The organism is Corallococcus sp. Z5C101001 (genome assembly GCF_007352635.1).
GTDB classification, from domain to species: Bacteria; Myxococcota; Myxococcia; order Myxococcales; family Myxococcaceae; genus Corallococcus; species Corallococcus silvisoli.
Window position 1 is genome coordinate 132843 of sequence record NZ_VKLU01000013.1, and the last position, 25692, is coordinate 158534.

Annotated in this window: 23 protein-coding genes; 14 read left to right on the forward strand and 9 right to left on the reverse strand. The window is 71.7% G+C overall.

Annotation, left to right across the window (positions count from 1 at the left end; translation table 11 throughout):
- The first annotated feature begins 178 nt into the window (after positions 1-178).
- The gene (locus FOF48_RS27580; RefSeq protein WP_143906270.1) at positions 179-772 is read left to right on the forward strand and encodes a GNAT family N-acetyltransferase; all 594 of its coding nucleotides are present in this window, start codon (positions 179-181) and stop codon (positions 770-772) included.
- Here FOF48_RS27580 and FOF48_RS27585 read toward each other — a convergent pair whose 3' ends face one another.
- Both FOF48_RS27585 and FOF48_RS27590 read right to left on the reverse strand, forming a co-directional pair.
- On the reverse strand, positions 773-2836 hold the full coding sequence (locus FOF48_RS27585) for a S9 family peptidase (RefSeq protein ID WP_143906272.1): 2064 nt from the start codon (positions 2834-2836) through the stop codon (positions 773-775).
- A gap of 69 nt (positions 2837-2905) precedes the next feature.
- Positions 2906-3427 (reverse strand): hypothetical protein, encoded by a 522-nt coding sequence (locus FOF48_RS27590; protein WP_143906274.1) that lies wholly within the window; start codon positions 3425-3427, stop codon positions 2906-2908.
- Between the two features lie 416 nt (positions 3428-3843).
- On the opposite strand from FOF48_RS27590, the gene FOF48_RS27595 reads away from it, so the two are divergent.
- Both FOF48_RS27595 and FOF48_RS27600 read left to right on the forward strand, forming a co-directional pair.
- Complete coding sequence (locus FOF48_RS27595) at positions 3844-4926, forward strand: AI-2E family transporter (RefSeq protein ID WP_143906276.1); 1083 nt, start codon at positions 3844-3846, stop codon at positions 4924-4926.
- Complete coding sequence (locus tag FOF48_RS27600; protein ID WP_143906278.1) at positions 4926-5573, forward strand: DedA family protein; 648 nt, start codon at positions 4926-4928, stop codon at positions 5571-5573. The genes FOF48_RS27595 and FOF48_RS27600 overlap by 1 nt, the downstream gene beginning before the upstream one ends.
- 42 nt (positions 5574-5615) lie before the next feature.
- Here the strand turns inward: FOF48_RS27600 and FOF48_RS27605 are convergent, their stop codons facing one another.
- Complete coding sequence (locus tag FOF48_RS27605) at positions 5616-7061, reverse strand: FAD-binding oxidoreductase (protein WP_143906280.1); 1446 nt, start codon at positions 7059-7061, stop codon at positions 5616-5618.
- Between the two features lie 223 nt (positions 7062-7284).
- A complete protein-coding gene (bioA, locus tag FOF48_RS27610; protein WP_143906282.1) occupies positions 7285-8616 on the reverse strand; it encodes an adenosylmethionine--8-amino-7-oxononanoate transaminase in 1332 nt (443 codons plus the stop codon).
- 280 nt (positions 8617-8896) lie between these two features.
- On the opposite strand from bioA, the gene FOF48_RS27615 reads away from it, so the two are divergent.
- Positions 8897-9694 (forward strand): acyl-CoA desaturase, encoded by a 798-nt coding sequence (locus tag FOF48_RS27615; protein ID WP_143906284.1) that lies wholly within the window; start codon positions 8897-8899, stop codon positions 9692-9694.
- A 67-nt stretch (positions 9695-9761) separates the two neighbouring features.
- Here the strand turns inward: FOF48_RS27615 and FOF48_RS27620 are convergent, their stop codons facing one another.
- Positions 9762-10619 (reverse strand): SDR family oxidoreductase, encoded by an 858-nt coding sequence (locus tag FOF48_RS27620; protein WP_143906286.1) that lies wholly within the window; start codon positions 10617-10619, stop codon positions 9762-9764.
- 111 nt (positions 10620-10730) lie between these two features.
- On the opposite strand from FOF48_RS27620, the gene FOF48_RS27625 reads away from it, so the two are divergent.
- The 3 genes from FOF48_RS27625 to FOF48_RS27635 all read left to right on the forward strand — a co-directional run bounded on the left by FOF48_RS27625 (position 10731) and on the right by FOF48_RS27635 (position 13190).
- The gene (locus FOF48_RS27625) at positions 10731-11141 is read left to right on the forward strand and encodes a helix-turn-helix domain-containing protein (RefSeq protein ID WP_143906288.1); all 411 of its coding nucleotides are present in this window, start codon (positions 10731-10733) and stop codon (positions 11139-11141) included.
- 79 nt (positions 11142-11220) lie between these two features.
- Positions 11221-12408, forward strand: coding sequence for a GNAT family N-acetyltransferase (locus tag FOF48_RS27630; RefSeq protein WP_143906290.1), 1188 nt, complete (start codon positions 11221-11223; stop codon positions 12406-12408).
- 86 nt (positions 12409-12494) lie between these two features.
- Positions 12495-13190: a suppressor of fused domain protein gene (locus tag FOF48_RS27635; protein ID WP_143906292.1), complete on the forward strand. Its 696-nt coding sequence runs from the start codon at positions 12495-12497 to the stop codon at positions 13188-13190.
- Here the strand turns inward: FOF48_RS27635 and FOF48_RS27640 are convergent.
- Positions 13156-15216 carry an ATP-binding protein gene (locus tag FOF48_RS27640; protein ID WP_235685564.1) on the reverse strand — a complete coding sequence of 687 codons (2061 nt, stop codon included), beginning with the start codon at positions 15214-15216 and terminating at the stop codon, positions 13156-13158. The genes FOF48_RS27635 and FOF48_RS27640 overlap by 35 nt on opposite strands.
- Positions 15217-15408: 192 nt before the next feature.
- Between FOF48_RS27640 and FOF48_RS27645 the strand changes: the two genes are divergently transcribed.
- Entirely contained in the window at positions 15409-16485 is a 1077-nt protein-coding gene (locus FOF48_RS27645; protein ID WP_143906294.1) for a dipeptide epimerase, read from the forward strand.
- 4 nt (positions 16486-16489) lie between these two features.
- Here FOF48_RS27645 and FOF48_RS27650 read toward each other — a convergent pair whose 3' ends face one another.
- The gene (locus tag FOF48_RS27650; protein WP_143906296.1) at positions 16490-17683 is read right to left on the reverse strand and encodes a S41 family peptidase; all 1194 of its coding nucleotides are present in this window, start codon (positions 17681-17683) and stop codon (positions 16490-16492) included.
- 122 nt (positions 17684-17805) lie between these two features.
- Here FOF48_RS27650 and FOF48_RS27655 point away from each other — a divergent pair, with 122 nt between their 5' ends.
- The gene (locus tag FOF48_RS27655; RefSeq protein ID WP_143906298.1) at positions 17806-18435 is read left to right on the forward strand and encodes a response regulator transcription factor; all 630 of its coding nucleotides are present in this window, start codon (positions 17806-17808) and stop codon (positions 18433-18435) included.
- Positions 18436-18437: 2 nt separating this feature from the next.
- Here the strand turns inward: FOF48_RS27655 and FOF48_RS27660 are convergent, their stop codons facing one another.
- On the reverse strand, positions 18438-18863 hold the full coding sequence (locus tag FOF48_RS27660) for a type II toxin-antitoxin system death-on-curing family toxin (RefSeq protein ID WP_143906300.1): 426 nt from the start codon (positions 18861-18863) through the stop codon (positions 18438-18440).
- Positions 18860-19660 carry a hypothetical protein gene (locus tag FOF48_RS27665; protein ID WP_143906302.1) on the reverse strand — a complete coding sequence of 267 codons (801 nt, stop codon included), beginning with the start codon at positions 19658-19660 and terminating at the stop codon, positions 18860-18862. The genes FOF48_RS27660 and FOF48_RS27665 overlap by 4 nt, the downstream gene beginning before the upstream one ends.
- Positions 19661-19723: 63 nt before the next feature.
- Between FOF48_RS27665 and FOF48_RS27670 the strand changes: the two genes are divergently transcribed.
- From FOF48_RS27670 to FOF48_RS27690, 5 genes are read left to right on the forward strand one after another with little or no spacing between them, the layout of a single operon-like run.
- Positions 19724-21265, forward strand: coding sequence for a MoxR family ATPase (locus tag FOF48_RS27670; protein WP_143906304.1), 1542 nt, complete (start codon positions 19724-19726; stop codon positions 21263-21265).
- A complete protein-coding gene (locus tag FOF48_RS27675; RefSeq protein ID WP_186002097.1) occupies positions 21262-22095 on the forward strand; it encodes a hypothetical protein in 834 nt (277 codons plus the stop codon). Before FOF48_RS27670 ends, FOF48_RS27675 begins: the two co-directional genes overlap by 4 nt.
- Positions 22092-23780: a M48 family metalloprotease gene (locus tag FOF48_RS27680; protein ID WP_143906308.1), complete on the forward strand. Its 1689-nt coding sequence runs from the start codon at positions 22092-22094 to the stop codon at positions 23778-23780. Before FOF48_RS27675 ends, FOF48_RS27680 begins: the two co-directional genes overlap by 4 nt.
- Positions 23780-24343, forward strand: coding sequence for a hypothetical protein (locus FOF48_RS27685; protein WP_143906310.1), 564 nt, complete (start codon positions 23780-23782; stop codon positions 24341-24343). The genes FOF48_RS27680 and FOF48_RS27685 overlap by 1 nt, the downstream gene beginning before the upstream one ends.
- Positions 24340-25638 (forward strand): AMP-binding protein, encoded by a 1299-nt coding sequence (locus FOF48_RS27690; protein WP_143906312.1) that lies wholly within the window; start codon positions 24340-24342, stop codon positions 25636-25638. Before FOF48_RS27685 ends, FOF48_RS27690 begins: the two co-directional genes overlap by 4 nt.
- Positions 25639-25692: the final 54 nt, after the last annotated feature.

Here is a 25692-nt window from a genome sequence, read left to right on the forward strand (position 1 = left end):
GGATGCGGCCGCCGCGTCGGCTTCCTCGTCGCCGCGCGAGTGGCTTCGCCGAGGTCCTCCCCCCGCTCCGCCACCTTGCCGGGACCCTTCAAGCGGCTCCACGGAGCCGCGGTCATGCATGGCGGCGTGGATCATTCCTCGCCGCCAGCCTTGAAGTGAGCTGAAGTCCGACGCCGCCATGATCGACAAGTCCCCCGTCCTGCTCACCACCGAGCGCCTGCACCTGATGCTCCTGTCCCCGGACTCGGCGGAGCGGGTGCTGGCGTACCACGTGGCCAACAAGGACCACCTGGGGCCGGTGTCCCCGGCACGCCCGGCGACCTTCTTCTCCACCGACTACTGGCGCACACGCCTGGCCCAGGACCGCGAGGACTTCCGCCATGACCTGTCCCTGCGCGTGTTCCTCCTCCCCCGGAGCAAGCCCCTCGCGCTCGCGCCCGTCATCGGCAACGCCACGCTCGCCCACATCCGCCGGGGCCCCCTCCAGGCCGCGGACCTGGGCTATGGCCTGGATCACCGCCACGAAGGCCAGGGCCTGATGACCGAGGCCCTTCGCGCCTTCTGCGCCTTCGCCTTCAGCGCCCTGGGCCTGCACCGGCTCCAGGCCAACCACCTGCCAGAGAACCTCCGCAGCGCCGCCGTGCTCCGCCGCCTGGGCTTCATCCCCGAGGGCTACGCCCGCGACTTCCTCCTCATCAACGGCCGGTGGCGCGACCACGTCATCACCTCGCTCGTGGCCCCACCCGAACCCGGCGTCCCCACCGGCCCCTGACTAACGCGCGGACGGCCGCACCTTCGGCCCCGGCGCCACGGCGGCGGCCGGCAGGTTCGCGTCGAACCAGTCCAGCGTGCGCAAGAGCCGGTCCTTCTGGTGCTCGGGCTTGCGCAGGCCGTGACCCTCGTCCGCGTAGATGACCAGCTGGGTCTTCACCCCCAGCGTCTTCAACGCCCTGTGGAATTCGTAGCCCTGCGACGCGGGCACCTCCACGTCGCGCTCGCCGTGCAACACCAGCGTGGGCGTGCGCACCTGCTTCACCCCGTTGATGGGCGACGAGCGCGTATACACCTCCGGCTCGTCGTACACCGACGCGCCGAAGTACGGCAGCATCCACGTGTCGATGTGGTTCGTGCCGTAGTAGCTCTGCCAGTTCGCGATGCCCGCGCCCGCCACCGCCGCCTGGAAGCGCTGGGTGCGCGTCACCGCCCACATGGTCAGGAAGCCACCGTAGCTCCACCCCATGATGCCCTGCCGCGCGGGATCCACCGGCGCCGACGCCAGCACCGCGTCCACCCCCGCCAGCACGTCGCGGAAGTCGCCGTAGCCGAAGTCGCGGCGGTTCGCCTGCACGAACGCCTCACCCTGACCGTAGCTGCCGCGCGGGTTGGGCATGAACACCGCGTAGCCCCGCGCCACCAGCAGCGCCGTCTGCGGGCTGAACGTCGACAGCACCCCGGCCGCGGGCCCGCCATGCACCACCGTCACCATGGGCGCCTTGCGGCCCGACAGCTCCGGCACCGGCAACACCAACCAGCCCTGCACCGGCTGCCCGTCGCTCGTCCACGTCACGCTGCGCACCTCCCCCGCCGGCACCGTCACGTCCGCGTTGAGGCGCGTCACCTGCTTCCACGCCCCCAAGGGTCCCGTCCACACCTCGGGCGCCCGGTTGACGGCGTCGCGCACCACCGCGCTCGTCACGCCGTCGCGGCCCAGCGACACCGCCACGTGCTCCGGCCCCCTCCACAGCGTCTCCACGGCCCCGCCCCTCGGCGGCGCCGCCATCACCGCGGCCTCGCCCTGCGCCTGCGCCGCGAACACCAGCCGCTCCGGCGTGGACCAGAAGAGGTCCGTGGCCGTCGCCTTCAAGCCCTCCGTCAGGTTGCGCGCGGGCGGCACCTTCGCGGGAAACTCCGCCTTCTCCCCGGGCCGCAGCTTCGCCGCCAGCCGCTCCGGCACCGACACCACGAGCACGTCCCCGCCCGTGCTGCCCTCATCGCTCATCAGCCCTTCGATGAACGCGAGCTGCTTCCCGTCCGGACTCCACGCGGGCTCCGCCACCTGCCACGTGGGCGCGTGCAACAGCGACGTCTCCCCCGTCGCCGCCTCCACCGCGTACACCCGCGCGTCCCACCAGTTCGCGTCCCCCGGCGGCGGCGCGGCCGTCACCGCCACGCGGGCCCCGTCCGGACTCCACGCGTACTCGTAGATGAACAGGCCCGCGGGCGACACCAGGCGCAGCCGCGCGTCCTCCACCGACACCACCGCGAAGCGCTTCACCGGCGAGGACTCCTGCACCACGCCCGTCTCCCGCGCCGCCGGCCCCAGCGGGCCCTGCGCGTCCTCCGCGCCCTCGATGGCGAGCACCCCCACCGACGTCCCGTCCGGAGACCACTTCGGCGTGGCCAGCACGCCCTTCAGCGTCGTGAGCCGCCGCGCGGGCCCGCCATCCCCCGACGCGTCCGCCACGTAGAGCTGCCGCGCCGTGCCCTCCCCCGCCGTGGACAGGAACGCGAGCCTCCGGCCGTCCGGACTCCACGCCAGCGACCCTTCCGCGCACGGCGCGCCGTCCTTCGACGCGGTGATGCGCACCGGGGCCCGCTCCGGGTGCGCCAGCTCCCGCACCTGGAGCCGCGTGGACTCGGCGGTCCCTGGCACCGACTCCACCCAGGCCACCCGCGCGCCCTCCGGCGACAGCGCCACCTGCTTGATGCGCACCGCGCGCTGAAGCGCGTCGTACGTCGCACCCACGTCCGGCCGCGCCGACACCGGCACCGCCGCGGACGCCAGCGCGCCCCACACCCCCAAGCCCAACACCCAGCCCAGGCTTCCCGCTCGCATCGACCGCCTCCAGGTGGACCGCGGCGGCGGAGTCTAGCGGACCCTCGCGGGCGGAACCCGCGCCCGGCGTCAGTGCATGTGTCCAGGCAACATGGGCAGGCCGTGGAAGAAGCGCCGCCCGCTCTCGAAGCGGTGGTGGAACGTGACGCGCTGGTCCTGGTACAGCCGCGCCATCTCCTCCTCGCCGTACGCGCGGAAGAACGCGGCGCGCGCCTCGTCACACGCCCGCTCGTACTCCACGCAGAGCGCCTCCCAGTCCTCCGGGGGAATGTCTCCCTCCGGCCAGCCCTCGCCCGTGAGGCCGTACTCGCGCTCCATCGCGGCCAGCTCCGCGGCCCGCATCCGCACGCGCGGATCCTCCGCGATGGCCTCATCCGCCATCGCCGTCAGGATGTGCGCCACCAGGAAAAATCCCGCGTCCGGCGGCACCGTCCCCGCGTCCCGCGCGACCCGGAACGTCACCAGCAGCTGCGCGTCCATCTCCTCCCCGCCCAGCTCCGCCAGCTTCGCCGCCAGCCCGCGCCAGCGGGCCTCCGTCTCGCGAGCCTCCTGTCGCATCCCATCCAGCTCCTGCTCACCCATCTTCTTCATGGTGTCCTCTCCCGACTCGCCAAGGTCGCCTTCCCATGAAGGTTCCCATCCCGGTCTGACGCCCGGGACCGGCAAAGCATGCCGTCCCTTTTTTCCAGGACGTCCCGGCGCGTCAGGTGCCGGACGCCCGGCCGCGGCGCCGTCGCGTGGCGGACGAGCACCCGGGCTCCGGGGGACGGACAGGCCAGCGGCCCCGCCGGTCATTTCCCGCCTTTCGGAGGACGAACCACGCGCCCGGTGATTGCCTGCGGTGGACGGCCCGGGGCCACGCCGGGTGTCGCCCGCCAGACGGTTGGGCCGGGGCCGGGCCCGGCGCGCACATTTGGAGGACGACGGTGGTTGCCGTCGGGCGCGGGAAGACGCATCCGCAGGGGATGGGGCCCGACGCCGGTGGCCCTCCCTTGGGAGCCCTCCTGGTGTCTGGACCCGAAGCCCGACCGCAGCCGAAGTCCCAGGTCTCTCCCCGCACGGTGTTCACGGTGTGCTTCGCCGTCCTGGGGGTGATGGTCCTGGTGCTGCTCGTCATCAAGACGCGCGTGGCCCTGACGCTCACGGGCATCGCCGCGCTCCTCGCCCTGTCGCTGGAGCACGGCGTGTCGCGGCTGGAGAAGCGCGGCCTCCAGCGGTGGCTGGCCATCGCCCTGGTGCTGTTCGCGCTGTTCATCGCCATCTCCGCGCTGGGCCTGCTGGTGATTCCGGACCTGGTGACCCAGGTGGACGCGCTGGTGTCCCAGTGGCCGCAGCTGTGGAAGCAGGTGCGCGGCACCGGCGTCCTGCACGCGCTCAACCAGCGGCTGCACAGCCTGGGCTGGAGCGAGAAGCTGGAGGAGGCCACGCCCGCGCTCGCCGGGCCCCTGCCCGCGTTGATCATGAGCGCCATTGGCGGCGTGGTGGGCCTGCTGGGCGGCACCCTCACCGTCTTCTTCCTGGTGGTGTTCATGCTGGTGTTCGGCGGCGGCGTGCTCAAGCACCTGCTGGAGCTGGCCCGGCCCGACCACCGGCTGCGGTACGTGCGCGTGCTGCGCAACGTGTACGGCGCGACGGGGGGCTACCTGGCCGGCATCACCCTCATCTGCGCCATCAACGCCACGCTGACCACCACGATGCTCGCCGTGGTGGGCATGCCCTTCTACCTGCCGCTGGGCGTGGCCAGCGGCTTCTCCAGCCTGGTGCCCTACGCGGGCCCCATCATCGCGGGCGGCATCATCACGCTGCTCACGCTGGCCACCGGCGGCCTGTGGAAGGCCCTGGCGGTGTTCATCTACTTCGTCCTCTACGGGCAGCTGGAGGGCAACGTGTTGGCGCCGCTCGTGTTCAAGCGCACCGTGCACGTCAACCCGCTGGTCACGCTGCTGGCGGTGCTCTTCTGCGTGGAGCTGGCGGGCATCGTGGGCGCGGTGGTGGCGGTGCCCGTGGCGGCCACCCTTCAAATCATCGTCCGGGAAGTCCTCCTCTTCCGCACCGAGCGCCGCGGCAAAGCGGTCCTCCCCGAGCCCTGATGAGCACCTCACCCCTCCAGCTCCTGCTCACGCACGGCTCCGGCCCGCTGCTCTTCCTCCTCTTGGTGGCGGGCGGCCTGGGCCTGCCGTTCCCAGAGGACCTGGTGCAGCTGGCCGCGGGCGTGCTCGCGCACCGGGAGGTGATGCCGCTGGCCGTCGCCCTGGCGCTGTGCTTCGGGGGCGTGCTGTGCGGGGACACCGTGCTCTTCCTCACGGCGCGCAGGCTGGGGCAGGCGCTGTACACGCACCCGCGCACCCGCCGCCTGTTCCCGGCCGAGCGCCGCGAGCGCATCCAGGGCCTGTACGCGAAGCACGGCTCGCGCGTCGTCTTCGTGGGACGCTTCATGTCCGTGCTGCGCGTGCCGGTGTTCGCCATGGCCGCCGCGGAGGGCATGCCCCTGCGCCGCTTCCTCATGTGGGACGGCCTGGCGCTGTGCCTGAGCTCCCCCACCGTGGTGATGCTGGGCTACCTGGGCTCCGCGAGCGTGGACCGCGTGGCCAGGGGCGTGGGACGGGTGGAGCACTTCCTCGCGCTGGCGGGCGTGGCCGCGCTGCTGGTCGCCCTCGCCGTGCGGCACTACCGCGAACGCCATCACGCTCGCGCCTCCACCGGAGACCGGACGTCGCGGTCCTCACCGCCCACGTGATTCCGGTATCCACCGGCTGACTCCGCGGCCCCCTGGGCGCGCTCAATGCGTGGCGCGAGGGGGGGCCGGCGGGATGTTCTGGTTCACGTGGAAGAGGTTGGTGGGGTCGTAGCGGTTCTTCACCTCCACCAGCCGCGCGAAGTTCTCGCCGTAGGTGGCCCGCACCCGCTCCTGGCCCTCGTCCATCATGAAGTTCACGTAGGCGCCGCCCGCGGAGTAGGGGTGCAGCGCGTCCCAGTAGGCCTTCGTCCAGGAGGTGATGTCCGCCACCCGCTCCGGCGAGGGGTCCACGCCGACGATGACCTCGGACCAGCGCGCGTCGCGGTAGCGGAAGGCCGTGTCCCGCGGCCCCACCCGGTGCACCGCCCCGTCGATGGGGTAGAGGTGCATCGTCGAGTGCATCGTCGGCAGGCGCTCCGCGAACTCCACGTGCCGCGCGATGGCCGCGTCGCCCAGCTCGCGCACGAAGTCCGCGCGCCAGTACCACTGCAAGCCGGGCGAGTAGAGCGCGTCGAAGGCCGCCTGCAAGAGGGGGAAGGGCATCGGTTGCACGCCGTGCGCCGCGGGCTTGAGCGCCAGCACGGGCGCGAACAGCGCCTCCGCCCGCGCGGGGTCGCCGGTGTAGCACCACACCACGCCGCACATCTTCTTCAGGTGCAGCGCCTCTGGATACGGGGCGACGGGCGGCACCGTGAGGAAGGCGAAGAAGCCGTTGAGGTCCTCGGGGGCGGCGGGGAGGAAGTCGCGGTACCAGCGCAGCACCTCCGCCGCGCGGTCCAGCGGCCAGAGCGTGAAACCTCCGATGACGGAGTCCACTGGCTGGGCCCGGAAGAGGAATGACGTCACGACGCCGAAGTTGCCGCCCCCGCCGCGCACCGCCCAGAACAGGTCCGGATGCTTGTCGGCGCTCGCGGTGACGAAGCGGCCATCCGCGAGCACCATGTCCACGGCGAGCAGGTTGTCGATGGTGAGGCCGAAGCGGCGCGTGAGGTAGCCCATGCCGCCGCCCAGCGTGAGTCCGCCCACGCCCGTGGTGGAGATGATGCCCGAGGGCACGGCGAGCCCGAAGGCATGGGTCGCGTGGTCCACGTCCCCCCAGACGGCGCCTCCCGCGACCCGCACCGTGCGGGCCTCGGGGTCCACCCGCACGCCGCGCAGGCGCGACAGGTCGACGACCAGCCCGTCATCACACAGCCCCAGGCCGCCGCCATTGTGGCCCCCGCCGCGCACGGCCAGGGCGAGCCCCTGCTCGCGAGCCAGGGTCACCGCGGAGATGACGTCCGCCACGTCGGCGCACCGGGCCACCATGGCCGGGTGCTTGTGGATCATCGCGTTGTAGAGCTGGCACGCCTCCGCGTAGTCCGCGTCCTCCGGGAGGATGAGCGGGCCGCGCAGGCGGGCCCGGAGTGCTTCCACGCTGTCGGGGGTCGGTCCGCGCGGTGGACCCGTGCCGGTCCGCGACCGCGCGCGGTGGGTTTCAAGAGCCATGGGGTTCCCTTCCGCCATGGCGCCGGTGGAGCCATGGCACCTCAGGCAACGGGTGCGCATGGTGCGGGCCGCGCGCAGGCACCACGGGCCGGGGCGGCGAGAGGGGGCCTCCGGGCACGCGCGCTGACCGACGGGAGCGGGCGCGGCGCTCCGCCCCTCCCTCGCTTCCGGCCCTGGCCGCTCGAGCGCACGCGCTCCCGGCGAGGGGACCGCGCGGCGTCCGTCAGCCCGAGGTCACTTCGCGCAGGCTGTCCTCCACGCCCGCGAGCAGCACGTCCAGGTCCGCGTCCGGGATGTTCAGCGCGGGGGCGATGTAGACGGTGTCGCCCAGCGGGCGCAGGTACAGGCCGCGGCGGCGGCCGGCCTCGTACACGCGCCAGCCGCTGTTGGCGAAGTAACCCCCGCCGCCCAGGTCCACCGCGCCCACCATGCCCACCGCGCGCGGGCGCACCAGCCCTGGGAGCGTGGCGGCCATCCGTTCGAAGGCGGCCTTCACGCGCGGGGCCTTGCGCTGGACCTGCCCGATGACGTCCTCGTCGCGGTACACGGCCAGCACCTCACGCGCCACCGCCGCGCCCAGCGGATTGCCGCAGTACGAGTGCCCGTAATACAGCGCCCGGTCCTTCGCCCCCAGGAAGCCGGAGAAGATGCGCTCCGACGCGAGCGTGACGGCGAAGGGCAACATGCCCCCGCTCAGCGCCTTGGCCAGGCACAGCAGGTCCGGCACCACGTCGGCCAGGTCCACCGCGAAGCGCGCGCCGGTGCGGCCCATGCCGGTGAAGACCTCGTCGGCGATGAGGAAGGTGTCCACGGCGCGGGTGGCCGCGCGCACCTCGCGCACGAAGTCCGGCGACGACATCCACATGCCCACCGCGCCCTGGAGCACGGGCTCCAGGATGACGCCGGCGATGCCGTCCGGATCCGCCGCGAGCGCCGCCTTCAGCTGCTCCAGCGCGCGCGCGTGGCCGTCGGGTTCGGCGGGGGACGGCACGTGCATCACGTCGAAGAGGAGCGGGCCGAACACGTCTCGGAACTCGTGCACGCCGCCCACGCTGGTGGCGCCAATCGTCTCGCCGTGGAAGGCGCCGGACAGGGTGATGAAGCGGGTGCGGCGGGGGCGGCCGTTCTGGGCCCAGTACTGCGCGGCCATCTTGATGGCCACCTCCACCGCGGTGCTGCCGTTGTCCGAGTAGAAGACGCGCGACAGCTTCTGGTCCGCGGGCACGTCCGCCCGGTCCGCGCCCGGGGCCAGCGCCGCCAGCTCCGCGCCCAGCAGGGCCGCCGGGCCGTGGGTGATGCCCGCGAGCGAGGCGTGGGCCAGGCTGCCCAGTTGCTCGGTGAGCGCGTGCACCAGGCGCGGGTGGCGGTGTCCCAGGGTGGACACCCACCAGGAGCCGTTGGCGTCCAGGTAACGCCGGCCGTCGGCGTCATGGAGCCAGGAGCCCTCCGCGCGGACGATGACCAGCGGGTCGGTCTGCGCGACGTACTGCTCCATCGCGGTGTAGGGGTGCCAGACGTGCCGCTTGTCCAATCCGACGAGGGTTGCCCGATCCACGGTGGAGGCTCCTGGTGCAGGGGGGCCTGGGGGCCCGGGGTGACGCGCCGCGTGCACTTCTGCCCTCCCTGGAGGCGGCCCGCAACGTCGAGGTGCGACGTCGGGGACGGGCGCGAATGGATGACCGCACCGGGCCTTATCCACCAACGGACAGGGTGGGAACCGGGACGCTCAGTGTCGGGCGTCCGCGAGGACGTGGGTGCTGCCGTCATCGTGGGGAGCGCTGACATTGCCGTGACAGCCGCGGTGTTAGCCCTGGGTCCGACAGCACGGGAGAATCATGGCCATCCTCATCTTCTTCATCAGCCACTGGCTGCTCTGCGTCTTCTTCCAGAGCTTCTTCCAGCACCGCTACGCGGCGCACCGCATGTACAGCATGGGGCCGCGCACGGAGAAGGTGGTGCACCTGCTCACCTATCTGGTGCAGGGCTCGTCGTACCTGTCGCCGCGTGCGTACGCCATCCTGCACCGCGAGCACCACGCCTTCTCCGACACGGACAAGGATCCGCACTCGCCGCACAACTTCAAGGACGTGCTGCGGATGATGCTGCACACCAAGAAGCGCTACGCCGACTACGTGTATCGGCGCGCGGCGCCGGAGCCGCGCTTCGAGGGCGGGTATCCGGAGTGGACGCTCATCGACGAGACGGTGGGCCAGTCCTGGTGGGCGCCGTTGACGTGGGTGGCGCTCTACACGGCGTTCTACGTGATGTTCGCGACGTCGCCCTGGCAGTTCCTGCTGTTGCCGGTGCACTTCGTGATGGGGCCGGTGCACGGCGCCATCGTGAACTGGTGCGGGCACAAGTACGGCTACCGCAACTTCAAGGGCGGCGACCAGTCGCGCAACACGCTGCCGGTGGACGTGCTGTGCATGGGGGAGCTGTTCCAGAACAACCACCACAAGTACGGCAGCAGCCCGGACTTCGCGGCGCGCGCCTTCGAAATCGACCCCACGTGGCAGGTGATGCGCGTGCTGTCGAAGCTGGGCGTCATCCGCATCACCACGCCTCAGCGCGCCGTGTACCCGGAGCCGCGCGAGGTCTCCCGGCAGGGCAGCACCGGAGCGCAGACGGCCTGACGTCACGTCCAGCCATGCGGTGACGTGGGGGAGCCGTCCGGACAGGACCGCTCCCCCGTCGTGTTTCTCAGCCCCGCTTCAGCGCCGCGCGGATGGCGCTGGAGAACGGCGCGGTGGGCCGGCCAATCAGGCGGCTCAAGGTGCGGCTGGAGTCGTTCAGCTCGCCCTTCGCCAGCCCCCCATCCGCGTCCGCCAGGACCTCCGCGAAGGGCTTGGGCACCCCCACCTTCTGGAGCGCCGCGGCGAACTCCGGCACCGGCAGGTCCACGTACGCCACCGCCTTGCCCGACTGGCGTGACAGCTCCGCCGCGTACTCCGGCAGCGTGAAGGCCGTGTCCCCTGCCAGCTCGTACACCTGGTTCTCATGGCCCGTGCCCGTCAGCACCGCGACCGCCGCGTCCGCGTACTCCTCGCGGGTCGCCGTGGCCACCCTGCCATCCTTCGCGCTGCCCTGGATGACTCCGTACTCCAGCGCCGGCCCCACGTGCTCCGTGTAGTTCTCCACGTACCAGCCGTTGCGCAGGAACACGTACGGGAGCCCCGACGCGCGGATCGCCTCCTCCGTGGCCTTGTGCTCCCCCGCCAGCGACAGGCCGCTCCTGTCCGCGAACAGGATGCTCGTGTAGGCCAGCAGCTTCACGCCCGCCTTCTTCGCCGCGGCAATCACCGCCGAGTGCTGCGGGAAGCGCTTGCCCACCTCGTTGGCGGAGATGAGCAGCACCGTGTCCCCCGCCGCGAACACCCCATCCAACGACCCGGGCTCGCTGTAGTCCGCCCGCCGCACCACCACCCCGCGCTCCGCCCAGGCCTTCGCCTTGTCCGGACTGCGCACCACCACCGCCACCTGGCTCGCCGGCACCTTCTTCAGCAGGCCCTCGATGACGAACTGCCCCAGCTTCCCCGTGGCTCCCGTGACGACGATCATCGCTTCGCCCTTTCCTTCGCGCGCCTGGCGCGAAATTGGAAATTGAATGGGGCTTACCGTAACGGGGGTACTCACTTTTCGTAAGTACGCACCTCGTGGTAAGTGTCAATCATGAAGGCAAGCAAGGGCAGTCCACTGCTGGAGAAGGTGAAGCAGCGCGGGGACCTCTACGCGGCCGCGTGCCCCTCGCGCGGCGTGCTGGAGCACGTGACCAGCCAATGGGGCGTGCTGGTGCTGGTCGCGCTGCACGAGGAGGGCACCCACCGCTTCAGCGAGCTGCGCCGCAAGGTGGGCGGGGTCAGTGAGAAGATGCTCGCCCAGACGCTCCAGGCCCTGGAGCAGGACGGCTTCGTGCTGCGCGAAGCGCACCCCGTGATTCCCCCGCACGTGGACTACAGCCTCACGCCCCTGGGCCAGGAGGTGGCCGTCCACGTGGAGTCCTTGACCACCTGGATTGAAGACAACCTGCCCCGGGTGCTCGGCGCCCGCGCCCGGGCCCCGGCCCGCAAGAAGGCCTCCTGACCGGGGCCTCCCCCGTCCGGACGCCCTCCGGCGGGGCGAACGGGAGCGCAGCGGACAGACCCGCGTTAAGACTGCCCCCGTGCCCGCCGACACCCCGCTCCAGGTCCGCATTCTCGATGCCATCCGCGACGTCCCGGCCGCCTCATGGGATGCCCTGGTCACGGACGGCGCGCCCCCCTTCGTGCGCCACGCGTGGCTGTCCGCCATGGAAGAGAGCGGCAGCGCCACCGAGGACACCGGCTGGGCCCCCCACCACCTGACGCTGTGGCGGGGCCGGAAGCTCGTCGCCGCCGCGCCCGCCTATCTCAAGTTCCACAGCATGGGCGAATACATCTACGACTTCGGCTGGGCCAACGCCGCCGCCCAGCTGGGCGTGGAGTACTACCCGAAGCTGCTCGTGGGCGGCCCCCTGTCCCCCGCCACCGTGCCGCGCTTCCTCACCGCGCCGGGGGAAGACGCCGGGCTCCTGCGCCGCGCGCTGCTGGAGGCCGCCGTCCAGAGCGCCCAGGAGGCGGACTGCTCCGGCGTGCACGTGCTCTACCCCACGGACGAAGAGGCGGACTTCCTGGAGGAGGCCGGCCTCGCGCGCCGCATCACCCTCCAGTTCCACTGGAAGAACCCGGGCTACCAGGGCTACGACGACTACCTGGCCCGCTTCGACTCCAAGCGCCGCAACCAGCTCAAGCGCGAGCGCGCCGCCGCGGCCACCCAGGGCATCCAGCTGCGCACCGTGCGCGGCGCGGAGCTGGGCCCGGAGCACGCCCAGCGCGCGTACACCTTCTACACGTCCACCTGCGAGCGCCACGCCTGGGGACAGGTGCAGCTCACCCCCGGCTTCTTCGAGCGCGTCTTCCGCGACCTGCCCCACGCGGTGGAGATGGTGGAGGCGGTGAAGGACGGGCAGGTCATCGCGGGGGCCTTCAACCTGGCCACCCCGGAGCGGCTCTATGGCCGCTACTGGGGCTGCACGCAGGAGCACCCCTTCCTGCACTTCAACGTCTGCCTGTATCAGTCCGTGGACGACTGCATCCGCGCGGGCCGCAAGGTGTTCGAGCCCGGCGCCGGCGGTGAACACAAGGTGTCCCGGGGCTTCGAGCCCACCGCCGTGCACAGCGCGCACCTGATTTTCGACCCGCGCCTGGACAAGGCCGTGCGGAGCTTCCTGCGCATGGAGCATGCGCGGCTGACACCCGCGGTGGAGGAGGCGGAGCGCATCTGCGGCCTCAAGCCCTGGGCTCCCCCCGCCCCCGGGTCCACGGGCACCTGAACGTCTGTCCGCCAGCCCACCGGTCGGAAGACGTCCGCGCTCGGTTGAAGTTGTGAAATCGGGGTGAACCTCTAGAGTCCGCCCCCATGAAAGTCCCGGAGACCGACGAAGACTTCATCCAGTGGTACGAAGACTGCTGGGCTGACCGCGATGAGGTGGAATACCCGAAGCTGTTCGGCGCCATCCGCGAGGACGTGGACCTCCTGGAGGGCACGGGCGTGCTGGAGGGGTGGCTGGAGAGCGAGCTGGCCCAGGGCCAGGAGCTGGATCCGAACTGGCTCCCCATGGGCGTGCGCGTGTCGCCTCCCAGCGCGGAGTACCCGTACTGGACCTACGTGACGAGCGGCCTGTCCAACCCCTTCACGGTGACGCCCGGCGAGGAGCTGCCGGACGACGCGCGGAGCGGCCTGGGCTACGAGATGGTCATCCACACGCCCGAGGAGGAGCGCTGGCCGGTGCTGCGCCTGCTGGACATGATGGCCTACAACCTCGTGTGCGCGCGGCTGTTCGCCATGGGCCACCGCTATCCGGTGGACGGCACCCTCACCGGCGGCGACACCAAGCTCGCGGGCTTCGTGTTCGTGAAGGACACCACGCGCCCCAGCCACTTCACCCTGCCCAGCGGGCAGGTGGAGCTGCTCACGCTGGTGGGCGTGACGAAGAACGAGATGGCCTTCTCGCGCTCCAACGGCATGGACCGGCTCATCCAGAAGCTCACCGACCCGGCGAACCCCGGCGCCGCGTACATCACCCGTCCGGACCGCGACGAGGTGAAGCTCTAGGCTCGGGGGACAGGACCTGGCCGCCCCGGGCTCCAGCGCGGGGCGGCGAGGACTCCACCAGCGAGTGAAGGAGGCCCGGCTCGAAGGGCTTCTCGATGCGGGGCAGCGGCACGGCCAGCAGGAAGGCGCGGGCGCGCTCCGTGAAGCTGCCGCCCGTCATGAACACGAAGCGCGACAGCAGCTCCGGCCGCCGGCGAGACAGCTCCGCGTGCACGTCCATGCCGGTGAGGTCCGCCATCATCAGGTCGCAGAAGACGCGGTCGAAGGCGTCGTCCTGCTCCAGCAGCGTCAGGGCCTCGCGGCCGCTGTGCGCCACCACCACGTCGTGCTGCCGGCCGAGGATGCGGCGGAGCACCGCGGTGAGCTGCGGCTCGTCATCCACCACCAGCACGCGCTTGCGCTGAGTCCCCTCCTGCGCGCGCACCGCGGGGACGCCCGGGTGCACCACGGCCTCCGCGACGGGCAGCCGCACCTGGAAGGTGCTGCCCATGCCGGGGATGCTGGTGGCGGTCAGCTCCCCATGCATGCTGCGCACGAGCCCCAGGCAGATGGACAGCCCCAGCCCGCTGCCCTCGCCCACGGGCCGGGTGGAGAAGAACGGCTCGAAGGCGCGCTGGAGCACCTCGGGCGTCATGCCCAGGCCGCTGTCGGACACCTCCACCAGCACCCACGAGCCCTCGCGGCGGGTGGTGAGCGTCACCCGGTGGCGCTCGAAGTCGCCGGAGGGGATGGCGTGCGCGGCGTTGATGAGCAGGTGGAGGAACACCTGACCCAGGCGCGCCTCGTGCGCCAGCGCGTGCGGCACCTGCCCGAAGCAGCGCTCCACCTGGGCGCGGCTGCGCAGGTGGGTCATGGCCATGGAGACGCCGAACTCCAGCGCCGAGTGCACGTCCACCGGCGACAGGCGCAGCTCATCCGCGCGGGCGAAGGTCTGCAGGTCGCGCACGATGACGCGGATGCGCTCGGCCCCCTCGCGCGCCTCGCGCAGGGCCTCCAGCGCCTCGCCCAGCGCGTCCTGGAGCGCGGTGCCGCCCCCCAGACGCGGGGCGAGCGGCGTGAGCTGCTCCACCGCGAACTGGAGGTTGCCGGTGACATAGGACAGCGGGTTGTTGATTTCGTGCCCCACGCCCGCGGCGAGCTGGCCCGCCATGGCCAGCTTCTCCGACTGCACCAGCCGCTCACGGGCGGCCATGAGCTCGTGCGTGCGGCGCTGGGCGAGCGCCTCGGCCTCCAGCCGGCCGGAGCGCTCCCGCGCGAGCAGCCCGTCCCGCTCCGCCTGGACGCGCTTCTTGTCCGTGATGTCGCGCGCGTAGGTGGAGATGTTCCGGCCGCTGGACCAGGCGTGGACCTCGTGCCAGCGGTCCTCGCCGGTGCGCAGCTCGACGAGCCGGAAGCTCTCCTCCGTGGCCACCTCGCGCAGCGCGCGCTCCAGCGGGGTGCCGCACAGCTCCGGGCAGGCCTCCCAGAGCACCCGGCGGAAGAGGGCCTCCTGGGTGCGACCGACGAGCGCGGCGGCGTTGCGGTTCACGTAGGTGAGGCGCCAGTCCGTGTCCACGGTGAAGAAGGCATCCGGCATGCTCTCCAGCACGTCGCGCACCCAGTCCAGCGTGTCGCGCAGCCCCTCCTCCATCCGCTGGGCGCTGGTGACGTCGCGCAGGCGCAGCAACACCCCGTCTCGCAGGGGCACCGCGGTGCCCTGCAGCTGCACGGCGCCTTCGGTGAAGTTGTCCGCGCGCGGCCGGCCGGACTCCACCACCTGACGAAGCACATCGATGCGGCCCGCGAGCCCCACCGACGAGGACACCTCCCCCACGCGCCGGCCGCGCAACGACTCCGGGGCGTGGCCCAGCGCGCGCGACGCGGCGGGGTTCGCCCACAGCCACTCGAAGTCGATGATGGCGCCGCTGACGGAGCGCACGGCGCGCAGCACCATGCACGCCTCCGGGTGCTCCCGCTCGGCCTCCTCCAGCGCGGCGAGGAGCGCATCCGGAAGCGGAAGGGCCACGGTCGTGTCGGTCGCGGACATCCGCCTCCTCCGGCGCTAAGGGGATGGAAGAACCGCGCCCCCGACAGGCTTCTGCTGCACGGCCCAGGCCCTGCCCACCCCCCGGGGGACCGCATGTCGCCACGAATCGCACGGCGGCTCAAGTCAGCCCGGGCCTTCGTAGTTTTCTAAACTATCTTGAATTGCAGATAACCAGGAATGAAAGCTCCGTCCATGCGACCCACGTTCATCACGCACGTTGCCTTCGAAGCGCTGCACCTGCCGCTGACGGAGCCGTTCGCCATCGCGACCGGCGCGCAGCTCGCGGCGGAGAACGTGCTCGTGCGCGTCACGCTCGCGGACGGGACGGTGGGGCTGGGCGAGGCGGCGCCCTTCACCGCGGTGAGCGGGGAGACGCAGGCCAGCACGCTGGCCGCGCTGGAGTCGGTGCGCGGGGTGCTGGTGGGCCGCGACGCGCGGGCGTGGCGGCCGGCGTCGGAGGCGCTGGCGGATGGGCTCGCGCTGGCGCCCTCCGCGCGGTGTGGCGTGGAGATGGCGCTGCTGGACGCGCTCACGCGGCACCACCGCGTGCCCCTGCACGTCTTCTTCGGCGGGGCGGGGACGGCGTTGGACATCGACATGACGGTCACGGCCGGGGACGTGGCGCACGCGGTGGCCTCCGCGCGGGCCATCCTGGGGCGGGGCATCGACACGTTGAAGGTGAAGGTCGGGGCGTTGGAGCCGGACGCGGACGCGGCGCGGCTGGTCGCCATCCACCAGGAGGCGCCGAAGGCGCGGCTCTTCGCGGACGCGAACGGGGGCTATGACGTGGCGGAGGCGCTGGCGTTCCTCAAGGAGCTGGAGCGCGCGGAGGTGCCGCTGGCGCTGTTCGAGCAGCCGGTGCCCGCCTCCGACTTCGCGGGGCTCGCGGAGGTGACGCGGCGCTCGAAGGTGTCGGTGTGCGCGGATGAGTCCGCGCGGTCGGCGAAGGACGTGCTGCGGCTCATCCGCGAGGGCGCGTGCCACGGCATCAACATCAAGACGATGAAGTGCGGGATGGTGGAGGCGATGACGATGTGGAGCCTCGCCCGCGCGGCGGGGCTGGAGCTGATGGTGGGTGGGATGGTGGAGAGCGTGCTCGCGATGAGCGCGTCCGCGCACCTGGCGGCGGGGCTGGGCGGCTTCACCTACGCGGACCTGGACACGCCGCTGTTCATCGCGAGCCACCCGTTCCAGGGCGGTGGACAGTACGCGGGCGCGCGGCTGACGTTGGACCCGGACGCGCCGGGCCACGGCGTCACGCCGCGCTGACGCGTCAGTCCTTCACCAGGGACGCGGCCACGTCGAGCGCGCGTTCCTTTCGCGGATCCACGCCAGCCGCGTACGGCAGCGCGTCCGGGACCTCCACGTCCACCGGGACGCCCACGCCCTCCAGCCGCTCGCCGTCCACCTTCACGTCCATGACGGCGAGGTAGAGCAGGTCGCCGTTGGACAGCTTCTGGGGCCCGCCGCCCAGCACGGCGCCCGCGGTGCGTTCGCCCACGAGCGTCGCCAGCTGGTGGCGCTTCATCGAGGAGGCCACCAGCTCCTTGCCGCTGCGCGAGTTGCCATTGACGAGGAGGACCACCGGCTTGCGCCAGGACGGAGCGAAGGGGCGCGCCTGGCCGTCGCGGCCGGTGCTGACGAGCGCGGGCACCTGGGGGTTGAAGAGGTTGACGAAGGCGGGATTGCAGCCGCCCCAGCCGTCGCGGAAGTCGACGACGAGCGCATCCGCCTTCGCGAAGGTGTCCTGCATCGACTCCTCGAGCTGCTGCTGGAACTGCTCGCCGGTGCACGCGTAGACGTGCTGGTACGCGACGCGGTGGCCCTGGCGCTCGACGACGCGGGAGCTGGCCTTCTGGTACGCGAGCCACTCCTGGCGCGGGTCGAGCCGGTGGGGCGTGACGGTGAGGGACAGGGGCGCGGCGCCCTTCACGCGCTCCACGGTGAGGCGCGTGGCCTTGCCGGCGCGGTTCGTGAAGGCATGCCAGGGATGGAAGGGCTGGCCCTCCACGGTGACGAGCCGGTCCCCGCGCAGCAGGCCCGCCCTGGCGCCGGGGCCGTCCGTGAAGACGTGGCGGACGAAGAAGCCCTCCGGCGTTTCCATCACATCCACGCCGATGCCGGTGGCTTCGACCTTCTTCTGCTGGAGGAAGGCCTGGAAGATGGCGGACACCTCCGCGTGGCCGGGGGCCTGCTTCGGGTAGTAGGCCGTGTGCGAGGCCTTCAGCTCCGCGAGCGCCGCGTTCGTGCGCCGGGCGAAGTCCTCCGCGTCCTTCGCGTCGGCGGCGTAGCCCTGGTGCGCGTCGGCCCAGGCGGTGCCCTTCGCCGCGTCGAAGAAGCGCGTGCGCACCAGGCCGACGACTTCATCGCCCAGCTTCGCGTAAGAGCCGGGGGGCGTCGCCGCCTGGACGCTCCCCGCGAGGAGCAGCCCTGTCATCACCCACCACCGCGTTGCCCGAATCGTCATGGGGGCCCCCTCCGGAAGGACTTCACGATTCTTCACAGGGACGCGGTTCGGAGGGAAGTGAGGAGGTTCCGGCGCGGGGCGGGGTGGCGAACGCGGCGGGCGCGGTTAGGGATGAGGGGCCCATGTTGGATGCACCCGCGTCATCGTCCCGGCTCGCGCTCGTCTCGGAGGACCCGCTGGCCCGGGGTGCGCTCGCACGGGCGCTGAGCGACCAGGCGGAGGGCTGGACGGTGGCGGCGGCGGGCACGCAGGTGGAGCTGGAGTCAGCGCGGGGTGAACCGCCGGACGTGGTGCTCTGGGACACGGGGCTGCGGCTGGTGGAGGGCGCGGCGCCGGACCTGGGCGCGCCGGTGCTGGCGCTGGTGGCGGACGAGGCGGCGGGGGAGCTGGCGCTGGGCGCGGGAGCGCGGGGCCTGCTGTTCCGCGACGTGTCGCCGGGGATGCTCGTGGCAGCGCTGCACGCGGTGTCCCGGGGGCTCGCGGTGTTCGACCCGGGCCTGACGCAGGTGCGCGCGGCGCCCCGGAGCACGGCGCCTTCTGGGGCGCCGGGGCCGGACACGCTGACGCCGCGCGAGCGCGAGGTGCTGGGGTTGCTGGCGGAGGGCCTGTCGAACAAGGCCATCGCGGACCGGCTGGACATCAGCGAGCACACGGCCAAGTTCCACGTCAACGCGGTGCTGGCGAAGCTGGGCGTGCAGCGCCGCACGGAGGCCGTGGTGCGCGCGGCGCGGATGGGGCTGGTGACGCTCTGACGTCAGGGAGCGGCGAGCTCGCTCAGGTGCTCGACGACCCAGAGGAACACAGGCTCGACGTCCTTGAACCTGTTGCTGGCGATGGCCATCACCAGCGCTTCCGCCTCGTCATCCGAGGCATCGACCTCCAGGCCCATTCCGGCCAGGACCTCCGACATGGCGAGCCAGGCGATCCGCTTGTTCCCATCCACGAAGCACTGCTTCGTCGCGAAATAGAAGAGCAGGTAGACCGCGAACATCAGACCGGGGACCGCCCCCGGCCTCGCGTTGTACTCCTCCGCGGACCACGCGGCCCCGAGCGTAGCCCCAGGGCACAAGGCGTCCCGGACTCCGACCGTTCCACCATGCGCGGCGATGCCCATGGCATGCAGGGCCTGGAGCCGGGTGAGGCTGCAGAACCGGTCGTACGGCTGCTGCTCGGCACTCACTGGGCAAGCCTCCGGAGCAGCTCACTCCATCTGCGCAAGACGTGCGCATCCCGCGCCTCGGCGGTCAGGCCCGGCGCATCGGTGCCCTCCTGACGAATCCAGATGAGGCGAGGTTTGGGGCCCATGGCGACCATCGCCGCGATGGCCTTGTCGCCCTCTCGCAGAAGCGAGGCCTTCTCCACCTGCTCCGCCGTGGCGGTCACCGTGATGACCCCGCCCTCCAGCTGCGCGATCCGGATCGCCGGCTTGTTCGACACGGCGAAATCGAGTCCCCAGATGATGCCGCGAACAATCTCCAGATGCGGCAAGACCGCGGGCGCCTCCGCGAGCGTCATCTGCTCGAACTCGAAGACCTGCTCTTCCTGGCCGTCGCGCACGAGGGCGTAGCGCTGTCGCTTCAAGCCCTTGGGGAGCTTGTCCAGATACTCGTTCACCCACCGGTTGCGCCGGCGGCCCTGGCTCTCATCACGGATGCTCTCGAGAATCTCCCGAGTGACCCGCTCGGGGTCCACGGCCAGCGATGGGTCCGCCCCGCGAACCGGCATGGGCACGGTCTCGAGTTCGAGGTCGACCGAACCCTCCCGCAGGTTGCTGATCTGGAGATCGACGTAGGTGGTCTTGGTCGCCCGTGTGGCATCCACATCCGAGCCCGCGGCGGTGGCGACCTGGATGGCGGCGATGTTGCGGGCGGCTCGCAGCAAGCTCAAGAGCGCTTCGCCAAACGCAGCGAGGCTGACACGGTGCTCGGTGAGCCCGGGGGTCTCTCCTTCCCAAACGATGCGAAGCTTCGTGGTCACGCTGGGTGGCGTAGCATGAGGGCCTGGGCCTGGTCACCATCCGGGGCTACACTCCCGCCCTCCATGGCCAACCAGGATTGGGTGTCGCGCCTGCTCACCGGGCGTGCGTCGGCGGACAAGGGCCTCAGCGTCCACCTCTCGGAGCGCGACGGCGGCAGCCTCCACGACAAGATGCGGCAGGCGTACTGGTGGATCACCAACAACGCCGTCATCTGCCCGTACTACGACATCGAGTTCGGCGGCACCGCCGCCCTGAAGAACGCCGCCGGGGACGAGGTCCACCTCCCGGAGGACATGAGCTACAGCTCCTTCGTCCTCATCCCCCTGCTCACCCTCTTCACCTGCCGCCGCGCCCTGCTCGTCGGCGGGCCGGGCCGCGGCAAGACGACCTCCGCCATCCTCATGGCGCTGCTGTCCGGCATGGGCCGGGAGGACGTCCACCGCGGCATCCAGCGCGGCCACCCGCAGCTGTCCATCGCGGACCTGCTCGGCGCGCCCCTGCCGTCGGACATGCTCAAGGCGGAGGACCTGTCCGCCGTGAAGGTGAGCTGGCGCAAGTGGATTGGCCAGCGCGTGAAGATCATCGACGAGTACAACCGCATCCCCACGAAGACGCAGTCCGCCCTGCTGTCGCTGCTGGGCGAAGGCTACGCGGAGATGATGGACCAGTACGTCTACACCGGCCGCTCGTCCTGGTTCCTCACCGCCAACGACGACCAGGGCGGCGGCACGTTCCAGGTCATCGAAGCGCTCAAGGATCGGCTCGACGTCGTCGTCCGCGCCGTGCCCTTCAACTCCGGCTTCGTGGACACGCTGCTGCAACGCATCGAGTCCGACAAGTCCCCGGAGGAGCTGCTCCCCAGGGACATCGTCTTCACTCCCGGCGAGCTGGAGAAGGCCTACAACGCCATCCTCGCCGTGGAGGTGCCCAAGGGCGCCCTGGAGCGCGTGGCCTTCTTCCTGGGCCAGCTGGACTTCTGCCGCATGGCGTCCCCGCGCTTCGAGTTCAAGCACAAGGACACGCTGAAGCTCGCCGGACAGACCGTGTCCGCCGTGTGCAACGAGCAGTGCCCGCTGGACAAGAAGGTGCACCTCTGCACGCAGACGGAGAACGGCACCAGCGTGCGCGCCTACCAGACCATCCTCCACTTCGCGAAGGCGCTCGCGTTCTTCCGCGGCCACCGCGTGGTGGAGCTGGAGGACTTCCGGCAGATCATCCCCTGGGTGCTGCACGAGAAGCTCACCCCCAACGCGCGCAGCCCCTTCTTCGAGGTGAAGGGCCACAAGATGCTGCTCCAGGACCGCGTGGCGTGGATCCGCAACATGTTCGACATGGCCATGGCCCGCTACGGCACGCACGCGCCCGTGCGCCAGAAGGTCACCGCGCTGCGCGCCGAGCTGGACCTGGGCCTGTCCGGCGTGGACCTGCGCACCACCGAGAAGCGCCTGTCCGCCGTCACCGCGCTGATGAATGACCTGATGACCCGCCAGGAGCTGTCCGGCCCGGTCTACGAGGACCTCATCCACTTGAAATCCCTCTACAGCCGCTACCGCAACTACGTGACGTGGCTGAAGGAGAACCCGGGCGGTCAGGGGCAGCCATGAGCACGTTCGTCGAAGACCTGGAGAGGGAAGCGCGCGGCCGCTTCGTGCGCTGGGACCGCGCGCTGTGGAGCGCGTTCGTCCAGGGCCCGGTGGCCCGCATGGGCCAGGCGCTCGCGGCCTCCAGCCCGGACGCCGCCACGGGCGAGGAGGTCCTCCGCGCCTACCTGCGGCTGGGCGCGGAAGGCATCGGCCTGGGCTACCTGTACCCCGCGTCCGCGGGCCGCCAGAACTTCTTCACGCTCGCGTGGTCGGACCTGCTGCCGCGCCTGCTGCCGTCCCTCCCCCAGCCGGCCCAGGCGCCCGCGCTCGCGCGGATGTGGAACCTGAGCGAGAACCTGGAGTCCGCCCCCCCGTGGGTGCAGCGGCTGTTCTGCCGGCTGGGCGCGAACCTGTCCTCGCTGGAGAACCTGGAGGACCACCTGCACACCATCGCCAACGCCGCGATGGAGCCCCCCGCCGAACCGCTGGGCGACACGGCCATCACGCAGTGGGTGGACCTGTCCCAGGAGGACGCGCGCTTCATGCCCGGGGAGATGCACTTCCTCGCGCCCGCCGTGGTGTGCGTGCACGACCGGCACCGCGCCACCGCCGCGGGCGGACGCGACGCGGCCACCCAGGGCGTGTGGCTGGTGAAGAAGCCCGTGCTCCTGGGCGCCATGGGCTGCAACGAGCGGCTGGAGCCCTCGACGGGCAAGCCCTCCAAGGCGCTCACCGCGCTGGCGCAGCGCGACCCGCGCGCGGGGGACTGGTACAGCACCCAGCACAACGCGTGGCGCGCGGTGGCCACGATGCACACGTCCCAGTGGCTGGCGGTCGTCCTGCCGTCATGAGCCCGGGCGCGGCCTTCACCCCGGAGGAGGTGGAGCGGTGCTGGCGCGAGGCGCTGGCGCTGTGGGACGTGCACGTGGAGCTGAGCCCCCCGGAGCCGCACCAGCCCTTCCATCCCGGCGAGGGCGCGGCGGATGAACCGCTCGCGTACATCGACCTCGCGCGCAGGCAGGTGTTCGTCCACTTCGACCTGCTGGTCCGCATGGGCGCGCGCGACAGCCTCACCGCGGTGCTGGCGCACGAAATCGGGCACCACGTGCGCTTCCCGCACACGCTGGGGTGGGACGCGGAGCTGCGCGTGCTGGAGCAGCGGCTGATTCCCGGGCTGGGCCAGTCGCTCACCAACCTGTTCTTCGACCTCCAGGTGAACGAGTTCGTGGGGCGCACCCACGCGGAGGCCCTCTGCGAGGTGTACCGGGGCTTCCTGCGCACGCCCCACACGCGCAAGGACAAGACCGCGGACAAGGGCGGCCCGTCGCCACTCTTCAGCTTCTACCTGGCCCTCTACGAAGAGCTGTGGCGCAGGGAGCCCGGCGACCTGGTGCCTCGGGACCAGCTGGAGCCGCTGGAGCAGGCCTACCCCGGCTTCCGCGCGCAGGCGCGCATGTTCGTGCAGACGTTCTACGCGCTGCCCGACGCCCGCCTGCAATTCCTCTACTTCTGCGCCGCGTTCATCCGCTTCATCGACGTGCCCTCGGACGTGCGCTTCTTCATTCCGCTCGGCGGGGATGTCTCCATCCCGGACGAGGGCGACCTGGACGCGGCGGTGCAGTCCGGCGGTCGCTGGGAGGACGCGCTGGCCGAGGCGCGGGCGCAGGGCTGGCTGGACGAATCGCACGACACGAAGGAAGCGGATCCGCTCGACTCCATCCGCCGCGCGACGGAGCACCTGCCCGGCAACGGGGGCGGGAAGCTGCGGCGGGCCCTGGTGGCGCGGTACTACCGGCGGCTGGTGGATCAGTACATCCTGAAGCTGCCCTCCTCGCCCTCCAAGCCGGAGCCCTACCTGCGCACGCTCCCGGAGGCGTGGGAGTACGGCGACGACCCGTCCACCATCGACTGGACGCTCACGGTGATTGCACAGGGCCCCCTGGCCGCCGTGGCCCCCCTGCGCCGCGAGCTGGAGGCGGACCTGCCGCCCCCCTCGGACCTGGGCGTGCCCGCGCTGGAGCTCTACCTGGACACCAGCGGCTCCATGCCCAAGCCGGAGCAGGAGCTCAACGCGATGACGCTCGCCGCGCAGGTGCTGGCCGCGTCCGCGCTGCGCAAGGGCGCCACGGTGCGCGGCATCGTGTACTCCGCCGGCGACCCGCTCGTGTCTCCCTGGATGTACGACGAGGAGACGGCGCGCGACTTCTTCCTGCAGTACATCGGCGGGGGGACGTGGTTCCCGGTGGAGGAGATGGAGCGGATGGCCAGCGAGCGGCCGGACGCGCTGCGCGTCATCATCTCCGACAGCGACTTCCTGGCGAACATGCGCGAGAAGGACTCGCTCCAGCGGCTGGCCCGCGCGATGAGCCAGTCGCGCCGGGTGGTGGCCTTCCTCGCCCTGCCGGACGAGGGCCCCGCGCGCCAGGTCCTGGCGCCGCTGCTGTCGAGCCCGAGGTTCCGGCTCGCGACAGTGCAATGGATGTCTGACTTTGGCCGTGCCGCCGCGGCGCTGGCCGATGCATTGCTGGAGAAATGATGGCGGTCTCGATTCCACACCTTCGTGAGCAGCTGGCGGCCACGCCCATCGTGTCGCCGTACCCGTACGACCTCGCGGTGGCCATCATCTGCGACACCTTCCGCCTGGCCAGCCAGCGGCCCCCCTCGCATGCCGAGTGGGAGCAGCTGGAGAAGTGGGTGAAGAACCCGCTGTTCCAGGAGCAGGTGGGGATGCTCGCGCACGTGCTGGTGGCCTCGGACCTGCGCAAGAAGACGGCGCTGTACCTCACGCCGGACCGCACCCCGCTGGCGCGCCTCCAGCAGTTCTTCGAGGAGGTGCACCCGCTGACGGCGGAGATGGTGCGCTCCAACGCCTTCCGCCAGGAGGAGTTCCTGCGCAAGTGGGCCGCGACCCTGGGCGCGGACATCGAGGGCGAGACCGAGCACGAGTCGCGTCGGCGCCTCAAGGACCTGGACTACCGGCAGGCCGTCACCGACCTGCGCAACGTGGAGGAGGCGCGCAAGAAGGAGGCGGACCGGCGCCAGAAGATGCTCCAGGAGGCCCAGCGCAAGGACGCCGAGGCCCGGGGCTGGCGCGAGTGACGCTCGGGGTCGCGCCCAGGGCGCGGATCCGCCGCGACAGCCACACGCAGTGGCCTCACCTGCCGTGGGCGCTGGAGGTGGCCGCGGGGCTGATGCGCGGCGCGGCCACGGAGGACGAGGCCCGGGCCCGCGCGGCGCTGGAGGCGCGGCTGCCGGCCCTCCGCGACGCGCTGAAGGGGTCGCCCTACTACGTGCGCGTGCTGCGCGAGTCGGGGCTGCACCCGGGCGACCTGCGGCGGCTGGAAGACCTGCGGCACTTTCCCGCCCTGGACCGCGCGGCGCTCGCGCGCCACTGGGAGGACGTGCCCACGCTGCCCAGCGCGTCCGACGAGTGCGTGGTGGTGAAGAGCTCCGGCACCACGGGCGACCCGGTGAACGTGCTGCGCGACCGGCGCGACTGCCTGCTCATGTGGGCCGTGCTCCGCTTCTTCACCGAGCGCACCGGCACGGTGCCGCCGCCCCGTCCCCGCGTGGTGCTGCTGGACGCGCTGCCGGGCGGGCTGGAGTACTCCGTGCGCCTGCCGCTGTTCCACGGCGGCGCCCTGCACCGCGTCTCAGTGCTGCGCGACGACGCCGTGGCGCGATTGCAGCGGGTGAAGGCCTCGGTTGTCTTCTCCGACCCGGAGGGCCTGCGCTGGCTGCTGGGCCATCCGGAGGTGCCCTCCCCCCTGCTGGCGCTCACCTCCGCGCAGCACCTGCCCGAGGCGCTGCGCGACGCGTGGGCACATGAGCGCGGCGTGCCGGTCCTCAACTACTACGCCACCACGGAGACGGGACCGCTGGCGTGGGAGTGCCTGCACGGCGCGAACCGGGGCCGCTTCCACGTGCTCACGCCGGATGTCTGGCTGGAGCCGGACGGAGCAGAAGTGGTGGTGACGCGGCTGCGCCCCAGCGTGCTGCCCCTCTTGCGCTACCGACCGGGAGACACTGGCACCGTGCGGCGGGACACATGCGCCTGTGGCTTCCACGGCTGGACGCTGACGGGCTTCGGCGGGCGCGGGGCCTGCGCGTTCCTCACGCCGGCGGGACGGGCGGTGGACGCGTGGTCACTGGCCTGGGTGTTCAAACACCACCCGCTGCGCGCGTTCCGGCTGACCCAGGTGTCCCTGGAGCGCTTCACGCTGGAGCTGGCGGGTGCTCCACCGGACAGCGTGGGCTCCCTGTGCGAGCGGCTGGGCGCGGCGCTGCGCAACCTGGGCTGGACGGCGCCGGTGGTGGAGGCGCGCGGGGCCGAGGCGCTGGCGCCGGCCGCCAAGCCGCTCCCCTTCCGCAGCGAGCTGTCTCCTCCAGGTTGATCCAGGCGTCCCCAGGTCGTTTGCCCTGGATTCCCGAGCCCCGCGTGAAGATTC

Excerpts from the sequence above, each read along its gene's own strand:
- FOF48_RS27620 (WP_143906286.1), bottom strand. The coding sequence starts at position 10,619 with ATGATCGTCGTCACGGGAGCCACGGGGAAGCTGGGGCAGTTCGTCATC.
- FOF48_RS27675 (WP_186002097.1), top strand. The coding sequence starts at position 21,262 with ATGAGCACGTTCGTCGAAGACCTGGAGAGGGAAGCGCGCGGCCGCTTC.
- FOF48_RS27590 (WP_143906274.1), bottom strand. The coding sequence starts at position 3,427 with ATGAAGAAGATGGGTGAGCAGGAGCTGGATGGGATGCGACAGGAGGCT.
- FOF48_RS27615 (WP_143906284.1), top strand. The coding sequence starts at position 8,897 with ATGGCCATCCTCATCTTCTTCATCAGCCACTGGCTGCTCTGCGTCTTC.
- FOF48_RS27650 (WP_143906296.1), bottom strand. The coding sequence starts at position 17,683 with ATGACGATTCGGGCAACGCGGTGGTGGGTGATGACAGGGCTGCTCCTC.
- FOF48_RS27670 (WP_143906304.1), top strand. The coding sequence starts at position 19,724 with ATGGCCAACCAGGATTGGGTGTCGCGCCTGCTCACCGGGCGTGCGTCG.
- FOF48_RS27635 (WP_143906292.1), top strand. The coding sequence starts at position 12,495 with ATGAAAGTCCCGGAGACCGACGAAGACTTCATCCAGTGGTACGAAGAC.
- FOF48_RS27580 (WP_143906270.1), top strand. The coding sequence starts at position 179 with ATGATCGACAAGTCCCCCGTCCTGCTCACCACCGAGCGCCTGCACCTG.
- FOF48_RS27640 (WP_235685564.1), bottom strand. The coding sequence starts at position 15,216 with ATGTCCGCGACCGACACGACCGTGGCCCTTCCGCTTCCGGATGCGCTC.
- FOF48_RS27605 (WP_143906280.1), bottom strand. The coding sequence starts at position 7,061 with ATGGCTCTTGAAACCCACCGCGCGCGGTCGCGGACCGGCACGGGTCCA.
- FOF48_RS27680 (WP_143906308.1), top strand. The coding sequence starts at position 22,092 with ATGAGCCCGGGCGCGGCCTTCACCCCGGAGGAGGTGGAGCGGTGCTGG.
- FOF48_RS27685 (WP_143906310.1), top strand. The coding sequence starts at position 23,780 with ATGGCGGTCTCGATTCCACACCTTCGTGAGCAGCTGGCGGCCACGCCC.
- FOF48_RS27600 (WP_143906278.1), top strand. The coding sequence starts at position 4,926 with ATGAGCACCTCACCCCTCCAGCTCCTGCTCACGCACGGCTCCGGCCCG.
- FOF48_RS27625 (WP_143906288.1), top strand. The coding sequence starts at position 10,731 with ATGAAGGCAAGCAAGGGCAGTCCACTGCTGGAGAAGGTGAAGCAGCGC.
- FOF48_RS27585 (WP_143906272.1), bottom strand. The coding sequence starts at position 2,836 with ATGCGAGCGGGAAGCCTGGGCTGGGTGTTGGGCTTGGGGGTGTGGGGC.
- FOF48_RS27655 (WP_143906298.1), top strand. The coding sequence starts at position 17,806 with ATGTTGGATGCACCCGCGTCATCGTCCCGGCTCGCGCTCGTCTCGGAG.
- FOF48_RS27645 (WP_143906294.1), top strand. The coding sequence starts at position 15,409 with ATGCGACCCACGTTCATCACGCACGTTGCCTTCGAAGCGCTGCACCTG.